The sequence below is a fragment of the Telluria sp. LT1R51-2 genome (genome assembly GCF_059685775.1).
The window spans coordinates 832655-847920 of record NZ_JCASIM010000002.1; the positions used below are offsets into that span (position 1 = coordinate 832655).

The following is a 15266-nucleotide window of genomic DNA, read 5'->3' on the forward strand; positions in this document are numbered from 1 at the left end:
GGCGTCGCGCGCTGCAAAGGTCGCATGGTACCCGATCCCGGTCTGCCTCGCAGGAGCATGCGGGGAAGCAGGCGCGCAACGGCGCCCTGTTGCAATCCGGCCTGGCTGCCGCGCGCCATCGCCCGCTGTGCGCGCCAGATTGTTACAATCGCTCTCTGTCCCACCGAAAACTTCCCCATGTCAAACGCACCAAAGTTCGGCCTCAACGGGCCGCAGAGCGAAGCCGCGCTGTATCTGGACGGCCCTTGCCTGGTGCTCGCTGGCGCCGGGTCCGGCAAGACGCGCGTGATCACGCAAAAGATCGCCTACATGATCGAGCACTGCGGCTACGATCCGCGCACCATTGCCGCGCTGACCTTTACCAACAAGGCGGCGCTCGAGATGCAGGAGCGCATCGCCAAGCTGCTCAAGCAGCCGAAGCAGGCCAAGCAATTGACCGTGTCGACCTTCCACTCGCTGGGCGTGCGCATCTTGCGCCAGGAAGCAGCCGGGGTGGGGCTGAAGGACAAGTTTTCGATCATGGACAGCGACGACTGCTACACGATCGTGTCCGACCTGGCGCTGAGCACCGACAAACAGGAAATCCGCCGCATCCAGAACACGATTTCGCTGTGGAAGAACGGCCTGGTCGACCCGGAAGACGCGATCAAGGCCGCGCGCGACGAAGACGAGGCGCAAGCCGGGCGCGTCTACCGCAGCTATGTGGCCACGCTGCAGGCCTACCAGGCGGTGGACTTCGACGACCTGATCCGCCTGCCGGTGGAACTGTTCCGCAACAACGAACCGATCCGCGACCGCTGGCAGCGCCGCCTGCGCTATCTGTTGATGGACGAATACCAGGACACCAATACCTGCCAGTACGAGCTGGTCAAGCTGCTGGTAACGGGCCTGGGCAAGAAGCCGATGTTTACCGCCGTGGGCGACGATGACCAGGCGATCTACGCCTGGCGCGGCGCCTCCGTCGAAAACCTGAAAACGCTGCAGGTCGATTTCCCCGACCTGCGCGTGATCAAGCTCGAGCAGAACTACCGCTCCACCACCCGCATCCTGCAGGCGGCCAATGCGGTGATCGGCAACAACCCGAAAATCTTCGAGAAGTCGCTGTGGTCCGAGCACGGCCTGGGCGAGCCGATCAAGGTGATGGGCATGCAGAACGACGACCAGGAAGCGGACCAGATCGCGATGCTGATTTCGTCCGAGCACTTTCAGCGCAAGAACAACTGGTCCGATTTCGCGATCCTGTACCGTGGCAACCACCAGGCGCGCGTGATGGAGCAGGCGCTGCGCAAGGAGCGCATCCCGTACACGATGTCGGGCGGCCAGAGCTTCTTCGACAAGGCCGAGATCAAGGACATCATTGCCTACCTGCGCTTGATCGCCAACCAGGACGACGATCCGGCCTTCATCCGCGCCATCACGACGCCCAAGCGCGGGGTGGGCATGGCCACGCTCGAAGTGCTGGGCGAATTTTCGAAGCAGTGGAACTGCTCGCTGTTCGAGGCGGCGCGCAAGGGCGGCATCGAGGCCAAGCTGGCCGAACGGCAACTGGGATCGGTGCGCAACTTTTGCCACTTCATCAGCGAGCTGGAAGACCGCGCGACGCGGCCCGGGCCGCTGGGCGCCGGCGACCATGCGGCCGAGGTGCTCGACGACATGATGAAGGAAATGAATTACGAGCATTACCTGTACGAAGGCTTCGACGACCGCGCGGCCCAGGCCAAGTGGCAGAACGTGCTCGAATTTACCAACTGGCTCAAGGACCGCGGCCGTGGCGGGCGCGACCGCGATGGTGAAGAAAAGAACTTGCTGGAACTGACGCAGATGGTGGCGCTGATGTCGATGCTCGAAGGCCAGGACGAAGAGCAGGATGCGGTACGCATGTCGACGCTGCACGCGTCAAAAGGGCTGGAATATCCGCACGTGTACCTGGTCGGCGTGGAAGAGGGGATCCTGCCGCACAAAGGCGACCCGGACGCCTCCATTGAAACGATCTCGGCGCGCATCCAGGAAGAACGGCGCCTGATGTACGTGGGGATTACGCGCGCCCAGCGCACGCTGCACGTGAGCTGGTGCAAGCGGAGAAAACGCGCTGGCGAGCTGGTCAATTGCGACCCGTCCCGTTTCATCAAGGAAATGGCGCTGGACGTCGGCGAGGCCGCGCCGATGGAGTCGGAAATACTCAGTCCGAAGGCAAGACTGGCGAGTTTGAAAGCCTTGCTGGCAACACCGAGGCCGGTTCCGGAGTAGACCGTGGCGCGGCGGCGGTGTCGGGTTTGAACCTGCCATGGCGTGATCCTCGGGCAAGCCTGTACTGCTGGCATAATGCCGGTTTTACCGGAGTGCGCCGTGGACCAGGAAGAACGTTTCGTCAATCTTGAAATCAAGCTCTCCCAGCAGGAAGACCTGCTCGATGAGCTGAACAAGACCATCTACCGCCAGGAGCGCCGTATCGACGAGCTCGAGGCGATGGTAGGCAAGCTGGCCGACCACCTGCGCTCGCTGCGCGACGCCGGCCAGGCGCCACTCAACGAACGCCCCCCGCACTACTAAGTCACCCGACTTGCGTCAGGTGCTGCCCCAGGCGCTGGCCCAGGCACAGCAGGGTCAGTGTCGGCGGCAAGCCCCATGGCTTCGGGATCACCGACGCATCGCACACATACAAACCCGGCGCGCGCGTACGCAGATCGGCGTCGACCCCGGCGCCGATGCGCACGCTGCCGCCCGGATGCGCGGCGAAATGCCAGCTCTTGAACACGTGCTGCGCGCCGGCCGCCTCCAGGATCGTGCGCGCCATCCGTTCGCCCTGCTGCAGCCGCGCGCGATCGCCAGCGCTCAGGCGCTTGTCGGCCCAGCGCGGTCCGACGCGCCCGCTGATATCGTCACGAATCTTGACCATGATGCAGAGGGTGCGCCGGTGCGCAAACAAGCGGTCCACGCGCCCGACCTGCGTCGCGAAGGCCTGGTACATCGGGCGCGGCAAGGTCAGGTCGGCCAGCGCGATGCCGGCTTCCGGGTCATGCCAGCCGGCCGCCATCGGCACTTCGGCGCCGCCATCGATGTCGGCCACACTGCCCATCACGGCCACCACCGGATCGCTGAAGAACGGCGCATCGCGCGGCCCCAGCCCTGATGCATGCAGGATGCGCGGGCTGCCGATCCCGCCGCCACTCAGAATCACCAGCGGCGCGTGGATCGTCTGCAGCTGCCCGTCCTGCTTCACCTCGACACCACTGGCCCGGCCCTGTTCCAGCAGCACGCGCGTGACGCGGCTGCCTGTTTGCAGCACGGCGCCAAGCCCCACCGCCTGCTCGACGAAATCACGGGCACTCCACTTGGCGCCGTACGGGCAGCCATAGGTGCAGCGCCAGCAGCCGCTGCGGCACAGCGCCGGCCGGATCATCTTGTCGAGTTTTTTCCAGTCGATGCCGGCCGCATGCGCCGCCGTCATGATGCGCGTGGCCATGGGACCGACCAGCGTATCGGGCAGGGGCGCGAGCGGCAGTTCCGCGCGCAGTGCGGCCAGGCTCGGGGCCAGGTCGATGCCGTACGCAGCGAAGTACGCCGCCGGTGGCGCAGCGGCAGTGGCGAAATTGACCGCCGAGCTGCCGCCCAGCGTCGTGCCACCCACCAGCAGCGACGCATCGCGGTGGATGAAGGCGCCGCGCCCGGGCACGGCCGCCATCGACGCCATCTGGGTGACGGTGCCGGCGAGCGGTGCGGCGCCGCCCTGTTCGAGCAGCAGGACCCGGCTGCCGGCGCGCGCCAGTTCGCGCGCGACGCTGGCCCCGCCAGGGCCGGTGCCAACCACGATGGCGTCGAAGGAAGAGGAAGAAAGGGTCATGGAAAGGGGCTGCAAAGGGGCCCCGATGCTAGCACGAGGCTCACGAAATCCCGTCAATACAGCGGCTGCGGATTGATACATTGCGCTACTTTTTAATTGTTACAAGCGCCATGCAAGCCTGCTATGATCTTCAGCGCACTGCTGTCGAGCCGTTGGCGACAGCGCCCTTCCTCAGTGTTAGCGAAAGACCTCATGATCCGTCCTCAACTGCTCATCGTGGCAGCCGGCGTCGCGCTGGCGTGTTCCGCCATCGCAGCGCCTGCCGCACCCGCCCTCGACGCTTCCAATCCGTTCGCCAAGCCCAGCAGCCTGCCGCTGCAATACCCGGCGTTCGACAAGATCAAGGATGCGCACTACCTGCCTGCATTCGCTGCCGGCATGCGCGAAGAACTGCGCGAAGTCGAGGCGATTGCCAACGACAAGGCGGCGCCGACCTTCGACAATACGATCGTGGCGCTGGAAAAATCCGGCCAGTTGCTGGCGCGCGTGAACGCGACCTTCAGCAATCTGCACGGCGCCAACACCAACGACACGCTCGACGCGGTCGATCGCGAGATGTCGCCCAAGCTGGCGGCGCACACCGATGCAATCCACCTGAACGCGAAGCTGTTCGCGCGCGTCAAGGCGCTGCACGACAAGCGCGCTTCGCTCGGCCTGGATGCCGAATCGACACACCTGCTCGAGCGCTACTACAAGGAATTCGTGCGCGCCGGTGCCAACCTGTCGGCGGCCAACCAGGCCAAGCTGAAGGCCTACAACGGCGAGATCGCCTCGCTGCAGTCCGACTTCCAGCAGCGCGTGCTCAAGGGCGCGAATGCCGCCGCCCTGATCGTGAACACCCGCGCCGAGCTGGCGGGCCTGTCGGACGCCGAGATCAATGCCGCCGCTGCTGAAGCGACCAAGCGCGGCCAGAAGGGCAAGTTCGCGATCCCGATCGTCAACACGTCGATCCAGCCTGGCCTGTCGGTACTGACGCACCGCGCCACGCGCGAGCGCCTGATGAAAGCCTCGCTCGAGCGCGGCACCAAGGGCGGCGAATTCGACACCACCAAGCAGGTGCTGCGCCTGGCCAAGCTGCGCGCCGAACGCGCCGTGCTGCTGGGGTACCCGAATTTTGCGGCCTACTCGCAAGAGCTGGAAACCGCACGTGACCCGGCCGCCGTCAACAAGCTGCTGGGCGACCTGGCCAAGCCGGCCGTCACCAACGCGAAGAAGGAAGCCGTCGAGATCCAGGCTGCAATCAACAAGGACGGCGGCAAATTCGAGGTGGCAAGCTGGGACTGGCCGCTGTACGCCGACAAGGTGCGCGCTGAGAAATTCAATTTCGACGACAGCCAGCTGCGCCCGTACTTTGAACTGAACCGTGTGCTGGTCGATGGCGTGTTCTTCGCCGCGACCAAGGAATACGGCGTCACGTTCAAGGAGCGCAAGGACCTGCCGACCTACGACCCCGACGTGCGCACCTTCGACGTGTACGACGTCGACGGCAAGCTGCTGACGATCTTCATCTTCGACCCTTACGCACGCAGCAACAAGCAGGGCGGCGCCTGGATGAACGAGTACGTCTCGCAATCGCACCTGCTGGGGCAGAAGCCCGTCATCGGCAACCACCTGAACATTCCGAAGCCGCCAAACGGCGAGCCGACGCTGCTGACGTACGACGAAGTGGTCACCGCGTTCCACGAGTTCGGCCACGCGCTGCACGGCATGTTCTCGGATGTGAAGTACCCGAAATTCTCGGGCACGAACGTGCCGCGCGACTTCGTCGAGTATCCGTCGCAGGTCAACGAAATGTGGGTGACCTGGCCTGAAGTGCTGGCCAACTACGCCAAGCATTACAAGACCGGAGCGCCGATGCCGAAGGACTTGCTGGACAAGGTCGTCGCGTCGAAGAAGTTCGGCCAGGGCTACACCACCACCGCCTACCTGGCGGCGGCGCTGCTCGACCAGCGCTGGCACCAGATCACGCCAAGCCAGGTGCCGACCGACGTGCTGAGCTTTGAAGCGAAGGCGCTGGCCGATGCGGGCGTCGCGTACGCGCCGGTGCCACCGCGCTACCGCAGCGCGTACTTCTCGCACTCGATGGGCGGCGGCTATTCGGCCGGCTACTACGCCTACCTGTGGAGCGAGCGTCTGGACGCCGAGACGGTCAAGTGGTTCACCGAAAGCGGTGGCCTGACGCGCAAGAACGGCGACCATTTCCGCAAGACGCTACTCTCGCGTGGCGGCACGCAAGAAGCGATGGACCTGTTCCGCAACTTCCGTGGCCGCGATCCGGTCATCGGCCCGCTGCTGGAACGCCGCGGCCTGACCGCGACGCCGTCGAACGACTGATGCCAGCGCGCCGCATGTGCCGCCACGAGCGGTGCATGCGGCGCGCTGCGCCATTGAGGTACCCTTTTTCTCCCATCGCACAAGAGACTTCATGAACCGTCCAAAACTGCTGCTGATCGCAGCCGGCGTTGCCCTTGCCACCATCGCGTTTTCCAAGTCGGCCAGCGCCGCGCTGCCAGCCTCGAATCCGTTCGCCAAGCCGAGCACCCTGCAGTACGGCTACCCGGCCTTCGACAAGATCAAGAACGAGCACTTTGCGCCGGCGTTCGACGAAGGCATGCGCGAGCAGGCCGCTGAAATCGGCAAGATTGCCAACAACAAGGCGGCGCCGACGTTCGACAACACGATCGTGGCGATGGAGCGCTCGGGCCAGCTGCTGGGGCGCGTGCGCGCCGTGTTCTACACGCTGACCGGTTCGTACACCAACGACACGCTGCAGGCGCTGGACAAGGACCTGGCGCCGAAATTCGCGGCCCACAGCGACGCGATCCGCCTGAACCCGGCCCTGTTCGCCCGCATCAAGACGCTGCACGACAAGCGCGCCACGCTTGGCCTGGACGCCGAATCGGCATTCCTGCTCGAACGCTACTACAAGGACTTCGTGCGCGCCGGCGCCAACCTGTCCGCGGCCGACAAGGTCAAGCTCAAGGACTACAACGGCAAGCTGGCCGCGCTGCAGACCCAGTTCAGCCAGAACGTGCTGAAGGAAGTCAACGCCTCGGCCTTCGTCGTCGACACCCGCGCCGAACTGGCCGGCCTGCCCGAGAAAGCCATCGACGCGGCCGCTGCCGAAGCGAAAAAGCGCGGCCTGGAAGGCAAGTTCGTCATCCCGGTCGTCAACACCACGCAGCAAGCGCCATTGGCCGTACTGACCAACCGCGCCACGCGCGAAAAACTGCTCACCACGTCGATGATCCGCGGCAGCCGCGGCGGCGAATTCGACAACCGCGACGTCGTGCTGCAACTGGCGAAACTGCGCGCCGAACGCGCCGAGCTACTGGGCTACGAGAACTACGCCGCCTACTCGCTCGAAGACCAGACGGCCAAAAACACCACGTCGGTCAACAAGCTGCTGGGCGACCTGACCGCGCCGGCCGTGCGCAACGCGAAGAAGGAAGCGGCCGAGATCCAGGCCGTGATCGATGCAGAGAAGGGCGGCTTCCAGCTGGCCGCGCAGGACTGGGCGATCTACAGCGACAAGGTGCGCACCGCCAAGTACGCGTTCGACGCCAACCAGCTCAAGCCGTACTTCGAATTCGACAACGTGCTGGAGAAAGGCACGTTCTTCGCTGCGACCAAACTCTGGGGCATCACCTTCAAGCGCCGCACCGACCTGCCGACCTACGACGCCGACGTGCGCGTGTATGACGTGTTCGAAGAAAACGGCGCCCACCTGGCGATCTTCGTGGTCGACCCGTATGCGCGCCCGAACAAGCGCGGCGGCGCATGGATGAGTTCGCTGGTCGACCAGAGCTTCCTGCTCGACAAGAAGCCCGTCATCACCAACAACCTGAACCTGACCAAGCCAGCCCCGGGCGAGCCGACCCTGCTGACCTGGGACGAAGTGCGCACGACGTTCCATGAATTCGGCCACGCGACCCACGGCTGGTTCTCGAAGGTGAAGTACCCGCGCTTCTCGGGCACCAGCGTGCCGCGCGACTATGTCGAGCTGCCATCGCAGGTCTACGAAATGTGGATGGCCTGGCCCGAAGTGATGGCCAGCTACGCGAAGCACTACCAGACCGGCGCCGTGATGCCGAAGGAACTGCTGGACAAGCTGCGCGCGTCGCAGAAGTTCAATGAAGGCTACCGCACCACCGAGTACCTGGCCGCCGCCGTGCTCGACCAGCGCTGGCACCAGCTGGGTTCGAAAGCCATTCCGACCGACGTGAAGACGTTCGAGCAGCAGGCGCTGAAGGACGCGGGCCTGGACTTTGCACCGGTCCCGCCGCGCTACAGCAGCACGTACTTCTCGCACGCGATGGGCGGCGGTTATTCGGCCGGCTACTACAGCTATCTGTGGGCCGAGCGCCTCGACGCCGATGCCGGCGAGTGGTTCAAGGAAAACGGCGGTCTGCAGCGCAAGAACGGCGACCGCTTCCGCACGATGGTGCTGTCGAAAGGCGGCACCGTCGATGCGGTCGAGATGTACCGCGCCTTCCGTGGCCGCGATCCGGTCATCGAGCCGCTGCTCGAGCGCCGCGGCCTGAATTGACGCCAGGGCAGCCGGCTTGCGCCGGCTGCCAGCAGGTCCTTATCCTCATCGTGAAGAGTAAAAGAACATGAAACATACCCACCTTATCCTGGCGGCCGCCGTCAGTGCCGCGGTCGCCAACTTCGCATTCGCCGCACCTGCACCAGCGACTGCCGCACCAATGACCGCTGCGGCACCGTTCGATGCGAGCAACCCGTTCGCCAAAGAGAGCAGCCTGCAATACAACTACCCGGCCTGGGACAAAATCAAGGACGAGCACTTCGCGCCGGCCTACCTTGAGGCGATGCGCCAGCATGCGGCGGAGATCGAGAAGATCGCCAACAACAAGGCTGCGCCGACGTTCGAGAACACCATCGTGGCCATGGAGCGCTCGGGCCGCATGCTGAACCGCGTGAGTGGCGCCTTCGGCACGCTGTCGGGTTCCTACACCAACGACACGCTGATCGCGCTGGGTCGCGATATCGCGCCGAAGCTGTCGCAGCACAGCGACGCGATCCGCCTGAACGGCAAGCTGTACGCCCGCATCAAGGCGCTGTACGACAAGCGCGCCAGCCTGAAGCTCGACAGCGAATCGGCCTACCTGCTGGACCGCTACAACAATGACTTCGAGCGCGCCGGTGCCAAGCTGTCGGACGCCGACAAGGAAAAGCTGAAGGCCTTCAACAGCCAGCTGGCCGCGCTGCAGACCAAGTTTGCGCAAGACACGCTGAAAGAAGCCAACGCCTCGGCGCTGGTCGTCGGTTCGCGCGCCGAACTGGCGGGCATGAGCGACAAGGCCATCGACGCCGCTGCCGCCGAAGCCAAGAAACGCGGCCTGGATGGCAAGTTCGTTTTGCCGGTCGTGAATACGACGCAGCAGGCATCGCTGTCGGTGCTGACCAACCGCGCCACCCGCGAAAAACTGCTGGCCGCGTCGATGGCGCGCGGCAGCCGTGGCGGGGAATTCGACACCCGCAACACCGTGCTGCAGATCGCCAAGCTGCGCGCCGAGCGCGCTGTGCTGCTGGGCTTCCCGAACCACGCCGCCTACAACCTGGAAGAGCAGACCGCCAAGACCACCGACGCTGTCAACAGCCTGCTGGCCGAACTGGCCACGCCGGCCGTGAACAACGCGAAGAAGGAAGCGGCCGACATCCAGAAGGTGATCGATGCGGAGAAGGGTGGCTTCAAGGCAGCAGCCCATGACTGGAGCTTCTACAGCGACAAGGTGCGCGCCGAACGTTACGCGTTCGACGCCAGCCAGCTGCGCCCGTACTTCGAACTGAACCGCGTGCTGGTCGATGGCGTGTTCTTTGCCGCCACCAAGGAATTCGGCATCACGTTCAAGGAGCGCAAGGACCTGCCGGGCTACAACGAAGACGTGCGCGTGTTCGACGTATTCGACGTCGATGGCAAGCAACTGGCGATCTTCACGCTCGACCCGTACGCCCGCTCGAACAAGCGTGGCGGCGCCTGGGCCAACGCCTGGGCCAGCCAGAGCAAGCTGCTGGGCACGAAGCCCATCATTGCCAACAACCTGAACATTCCGAAGCCGGCCGCCGGCGAGCCAACGCTGCTGACCTACGACGAAGTGCGCACCATGTTCCACGAATTCGGCCATGCGTTGCACGGCATGTTCTCGGACGTGCAGTATCCGCGCTTCTCGGGTTCGCGCGTGCCGCGTGACTACGTCGAGTTCCCGTCGCAGGTCAACGAGATGTGGATGGCCTGGCCGGAAGTGCTGGCCAACTATGCCAAGCATTACCAGACCGGCGAGCCGATGCCGAAAGCGCTGCTGGACAAGGTGCAGGCGTCGTCGCAGTTCAACGAAGGCTTCCGCACCACCGAGTATCTGGCCGCGGCGCTGCTGGACCAGGCCTGGCACCAGCTGGCGCCGAACCAGATCCCGACCGACGTGCTGGCGTTCGAAGCGCAGGCGCTGAAAAAGGCCGGGGTTGACTTCGCGCTGGTGCCGCCGCGTTATCGCAGCACGTACTTCTCGCACACGTTCTCGGGCGGTTACTCGGCCGGTTACTACGGTTACCTGTGGGCCGAGAAGCTCGACGCCGACACGGTCGAGTGGTTCAAGGCCAATGGCGGCCTGACGCGCAAGAACGGCGACCATTTCCGCAAGACGCTGCTGTCGCGGGGCGGTACGCTGGACGCGATGCAGATGTACCGTAATTTCCGCGGCAAGGATGCGGATATCAAGCCGCTGCTGGAGCGTCGTGGGTTGACGGGTAATTAACGGCATCGCGCGTTGCCGAACAACGAGGGCTCCTGCGCAGGCGGGGGCCCCTGTTCATTTCGCTCTCCGCACGGCCGTGTTCTCTCCCACGCCCTCCATGCCTTACAATGAAATCGACCAATCCACGGAGACCACGATGCAACCCGAACACGATGCCGACCTGAAGGCACGCCTGAAAGCCCTGCACCGCGAACTGCAGGAAACCGGTGACACCGATGTCGAACTGGAAACGCTGCTGCGCCAGCTCGATGGCGATATCGAGAAAGTGCTCGACCGCCGCGCCGAGCAGGAGCTCGATGCGAATACCTACGGCCTGGGCTCGCGCACGCAAGAGCTGGCAGCCAGTTTTGCCGCCCGCCACCCGCGCGTCGAGCACGGCTTGCGCGAACTGGGCCAGATCCTGTCGAACATGGGCATTTGACCTGCGCTGCTGAAATAGTAGGCTAATAGCCACAAGTCATTGATTTTAAGCCATTTTTCGGGGCCTTCCATGCTCCGTAAATGGTTTTCCGGTACAATGCCGGGCAATGAACTCCCCTGCCAATCTCTTTGCGACGGTCGCCAAGCGCTCCAGCCGCGCCCCGACCGCACCCTTCCTCCCGATGTCCCGCGCCGAAATGGACGCATTGGGCTGGGATTCGTGCGACATCATCCTGATCACGGGTGACGCCTACATCGACCACCCGAGCTTCGGCATGGCGCTGGTCGGCCGGCTGCTCGAAGCGCAGGGGTACCGGGTCGGCATCATCAGCCAGCCCGACTGGACCTCGGTCGAGCCGTTCCGCGCACTGGGCAAACCCAATCTGTACTGGGGCGTCACCGCCGGCAATATGGATTCGATGGTCAACCGCTACACGGCCGACCGCAAGATCCGCTCCGACGACGCTTACACGCCCGAAGGCGCACCGAACAAGCGCCCCGACCGCGCCGTGACCGTCTATTGCCAACGCGCCCGTGAAGCATTCCCCGGCGTGCCGGTGATCGCCGGCAGTATCGAAGCCTCGCTGCGCCGTATCGCCCACTACGATTACTGGTCCGATAAAGTGCGCCGCTCGGTGCTGTTCGAATCGAAGGCCGACCTGCTCATCTTCGGCAACGCCGAGCGCGCGCTGGTCGACCTGACGCGCCGCATCGCCGCGGGCGAAAACATCAAGACGATCCGCGACCTGCGCGGCACGGCGTTCCTGGTGCCGCTGGGCTGGCTGCCGGACGAAGAGTGGAGCGTGCACAATTCCACCCGCGTGGACGTGCCGGGCCGCATCGACAAGCAGCCGAACCCGTACGCGATGGCGCTGGAAGACCCGACAGCCTGCGCGCTGGACAACGCGGCGCCCGAGCCCGAGGTCAAGCCGATCATGATCATGACGCGCGAGCAGCGCCAGGCCGCGGCCCGCGAAAAAGCGGCCAAGACCGTCGTGCGCCTGCCGAGCTTTGAAACCGTCAGCGTCGACCCGGTGATGTACGCGCACACGTCGCGCGTGTTCCACCTCGAGTCGAACCCGGGCAATGCGCGCGCGCTGGTGCAGGCGCACGGCGACCGCGACGTCTGGCTGAACCCGCCGCCGCTGCCGCTGGCAATGGACGAGATGGACAATGTCTACGACATGGCCTACGCCCGCGCGCCGCATCCGAGCTACGGCAAGGCGCACATCCCGGCCTGGGAAATGATCCGCTACTCGGTCAACATCATGCGCGGCTGCTTCGGCGGCTGCACCTTCTGCTCGATCACCGAGCACGAAGGGCGCATCATCCAGAGCCGCTCCGAGCCGTCGATCCTGCGCGAAATCGAACTGATCCGCGACACGACCAAGAACTTCGCCGGCACCATCACCGACCTCGGTGGCCCCACCGCGAACATGTACCGCCTGGCGTGCAAGGAAAAGACGATCGAGGAAAGCTGCCGCCGCCTGTCGTGCGTGTACCCGACCATCTGCAGCAACCTGGGCACCGACCACAGCAAGCTGATCTCGCTGTACCGCAAGGCGCGCGCGATCCCAGGCATCAAGAAGATCCTGATCGGTTCGGGCCTGCGCTACGACCTGGCCGTGCGCTCGCCCGAGTACGTCAAAGAGCTGGTTACCCACCACGTGGGCGGCCTGCTCAAAATCGCACCGGAACACACCGAAGCGGGCACGCTGTCGAAGATGATGAAGCCGGGCATCGGCGCGTACGACGAGTTCAAGCGCATGTTCGACAAGTACTCGCTCGAAGCCGGCAAGAAGCAGTACCTGATCCCGTACTTCATCGCGGCGCACCCGGGCTCGACCGACGAAGACATGCTGAACCTGGCGCTGTGGCTGAAGAAAAACAACTTCAAGCTCGACCAGGTGCAGACGTTCACGCCGACGCCAATGGCGATGGCCACGACGATGTACCACTCGCGCCGCAACCCGCTGGCCAAGGTGACCGAGGATTCGGAAATCGTCGAGACGGCAAAGAGCGGCAAGACGCGCAAACTCCACAAGGCGTTCCTGCGCTATTACGATCCCGAGAACTGGCCGATCCTGCGCGAGGGCCTGTATCGCATGGGTCGTGGCGACCTGATCGGTAACAGCGACCGGCACCTGATCCCGGCCCCGGGCGGCGAGATGGCCAGCGGCTCGCTGCGCGAAGAGCGCCGTGGGCCGGGCATGGCGCCGAAAGGGCGGCCAGCCGATGGTGCGCCGAAGCGCACGATGGGCGCCGGCGCACCACGCGGCCGCACCGACCGTACGCCGGCCACCACGCCGTTCATGGCGCCGCCGTCGAAGGTCAAGCCCTCGATCCTGTCGACCATCAAGGCCAAGCCCAAGACCGTGCGCAAGTAAGCGCGCTCGAAGCACCAAAAAAAACCGGCGCTTGATGCGCCGGTTTTTTTTCGACAGTACCTTATTGCCCGTTACGGTTTGGTCTTCAGTTTCGCATTCGGCGTTGGCGCGCCGCGCCGTTCGCGCGCGATGTCCAGGTCCATGCTGGCCTGGCGCGTGCGCAGCGAATTGGCATAGCGGTGGCGCGCCCGCAGGCGCGGGTGCGTGACCAGAACGCCCAGCGTCTCGCCGATCACCATCACCACGCCCAGCAGCGGCAACACCAGCATCAGTCCCACCACGCCCGCCAGCATGCCGCCGACAAAGATCATCAGCACCGTCACCAGCGGATGGATGTGCAGGCTGCGTCCCAGCGTGGCCGGCATGAAGATGAAGTCGTCCAGCAGCCGCACCAGCACGAACACGCCAATCGCGCCGTAGGCCATCAGCGGGTTGCCCGGCGCATCGGTCGACGCGACGATGACGACCAGCGCGCAGCCGGCAATCGAGCCGACGAACGGCACCCACGCCAGCACCGCCGAGATCAAACCCAGCAGCAGGGGCGAGGACACGCCGATGATCCACAGGCCCAGCGCCAGCACGATCGTGTCGAGCACGGTCAGCTTGAGCAGGCCTTCGAAGTAGCGGCGTGCGGTCTGGTCGACTTCGTGCAGCAGGTACAGCGCCGGCTCGAAGTAGGCGTTCGGCACCGCGCGCGCCAGGAACTTCTTGAAGCGCACACCGTCGCGCAGCAGGAAGAAGCTGAGGAACGGCGCCAGGAACAGCGACGGCACCCAGGTCACGATGCCGACGACGATGTCGCCCAGGTGATTCTGCGCAAAGTCGCTGGTGTAGGTGGTGAACGCGCGGTTGACGGTCGAGGTCAGGCGCATCTCGGCCAGCAGCGGGAATTTTGCTTCCAGCAAACCCATCGAGTTGCGCACGAAGGCGACGCCGCCGTCGAGATACAGGCTGATCGTCGCTTCCCATGAATCTTCTTCGGGGCCGTCGCCCCAGGCCATGGCCGCCGTCAGCGCCAGCGCGGTCAGGGCAAAGAACAGCGTGCAGACCCACAACGCGGCGGCGTTGCGGCCAAAGCCTGAACGCACCATGCGCTGCATCGGGCCTAGCAGGATGTAATACAGGACAGCGCCGAAGATGAAGGGCAGGGCGAGCCACAGCAGCTTCTGGACGACGAGCAGCAGCAGGCAGGTACCGCCGATGATGCCGGTCCAGACGACCGGGCCGGCCCGCTCGGGGCCGTGGGCAGGGTCGAGGTGGGTGCTCACAGCGCTTCCAGCTGCGGCCGGCCCGTGCCCATCCATTCACGCAGGCGCAGGCCAATGTGGCGCGCCAGTGCCAGCGAGATCTTGTAGCCGATCACGGCGTCGGTTTCCATCAGGCCCAGAAAGTCGGCGCGGAAGAACACGGCCACTTCGCACGGTTCCAGGGCGCGCGCCTGGGCATTGCGGGGCGAGTTGTCGAGCAGCGCCAGGTCGCCAAAGAAGCCGCCCGGTTCGAGTTCGGCCACGACCTGCGTCATGCCCTCGTGCAGGCGGCTGATGCGCACCCGGCCGCTCATCAACAGGTACAGCGCCTGGCCTTCTTCGCCCTCGTCGAACATGATTTCGTCTTTCAGATAGCGGCGCTCGTGCAGCAAGCCATCGACGATCTTGAGTTCCAGCGGCGTGAGTGCCGCAAACAGCGATGAGCTCTTGAGCCGATGCAGGCGCGGCGACATGCGCGGCGGTTTGAGAAAACGAAAAATCAAGGCGTGCTCCAGGGTGGTGCGGTCTGTTGTCTGTTTGATTATCCGCGATCGTATGCTGCCACGCATCAAAAAGCGTCGCGTGCGCACGGCGG

Annotated in this window: 10 protein-coding genes; 7 read left to right on the top strand and 3 right to left on the bottom strand. The window is 64.7% G+C overall.

All coding sequences use genetic code 11. The features are described 5' to 3' along the window. Window positions 1–177 precede the first annotated feature (177 nt). Window positions 178–2247, top strand: a complete 2070-nt coding sequence (locus tag AC56LH_RS21945; protein WP_183555152.1) for a UvrD-helicase domain-containing protein — start codon at window positions 178–180, stop codon at window positions 2245–2247. A gap of 99 nt (window positions 2248–2346) precedes the next feature. Then, entirely contained in the window at window positions 2347–2550 is a 204-nt protein-coding gene (locus AC56LH_RS21950; RefSeq protein WP_183555154.1) for a SlyX family protein, read from the top strand. 1 nt (window position 2551) lies between these two features. Here the strand turns inward: AC56LH_RS21950 and AC56LH_RS21955 are convergent, their stop codons facing one another. Next, window positions 2552–3841, bottom strand: coding sequence for a GMC family oxidoreductase N-terminal domain-containing protein (locus tag AC56LH_RS21955; protein ID WP_499649631.1), 1290 nt, complete (start codon window positions 3839–3841; stop codon window positions 2552–2554). 192 nt (window positions 3842–4033) lie between these two features. Here AC56LH_RS21955 and AC56LH_RS21960 point away from each other — a divergent pair, with 192 nt between their 5' ends. The 5 genes from AC56LH_RS21960 (at window position 4034) to AC56LH_RS21980 (ending at window position 13424) form a co-directional block, all read left to right on the top strand. Further along, a complete protein-coding gene (locus AC56LH_RS21960; protein ID WP_499649633.1) occupies window positions 4034–6175 on the top strand; it encodes a M3 family metallopeptidase in 2142 nt (713 codons plus the stop codon). A 91-nt stretch (window positions 6176–6266) separates the two neighbouring features. After that, the gene (locus AC56LH_RS21965; protein ID WP_499649635.1) at window positions 6267–8390 is read left to right on the top strand and encodes a M3 family metallopeptidase; all 2124 of its coding nucleotides are present in this window, start codon (window positions 6267–6269) and stop codon (window positions 8388–8390) included. A gap of 67 nt (window positions 8391–8457) precedes the next feature. Continuing rightward, on the top strand, window positions 8458–10617 hold the full coding sequence (locus AC56LH_RS21970; RefSeq protein ID WP_499649637.1) for a M3 family metallopeptidase: 2160 nt from the start codon (window positions 8458–8460) through the stop codon (window positions 10615–10617). Window positions 10618–10753: 136 nt separating this feature from the next. Next, on the top strand, window positions 10754–11038 hold the full coding sequence (locus AC56LH_RS21975; RefSeq protein WP_499649639.1) for a DUF4404 family protein: 285 nt from the start codon (window positions 10754–10756) through the stop codon (window positions 11036–11038). 106 nt (window positions 11039–11144) lie between these two features. Then, window positions 11145–13424 carry a YgiQ family radical SAM protein gene (locus tag AC56LH_RS21980; RefSeq protein WP_258836799.1) on the top strand — a complete coding sequence of 760 codons (2280 nt, stop codon included), beginning with the start codon at window positions 11145–11147 and terminating at the stop codon, window positions 13422–13424. A 71-nt stretch (window positions 13425–13495) separates the two neighbouring features. Here AC56LH_RS21980 and AC56LH_RS21985 read toward each other — a convergent pair whose 3' ends face one another. Continuing rightward, the gene (locus AC56LH_RS21985; protein ID WP_499649641.1) at window positions 13496–14692 is read right to left on the bottom strand and encodes an AI-2E family transporter; all 1197 of its coding nucleotides are present in this window, start codon (window positions 14690–14692) and stop codon (window positions 13496–13498) included. After that, the gene (locus AC56LH_RS21990; protein ID WP_221290483.1) at window positions 14689–15174 is read right to left on the bottom strand and encodes a cyclic nucleotide-binding domain-containing protein; all 486 of its coding nucleotides are present in this window, start codon (window positions 15172–15174) and stop codon (window positions 14689–14691) included. Before AC56LH_RS21990 ends, AC56LH_RS21985 begins: the two co-directional genes overlap by 4 nt. Window positions 15175–15266 lie beyond the last annotated feature (92 nt).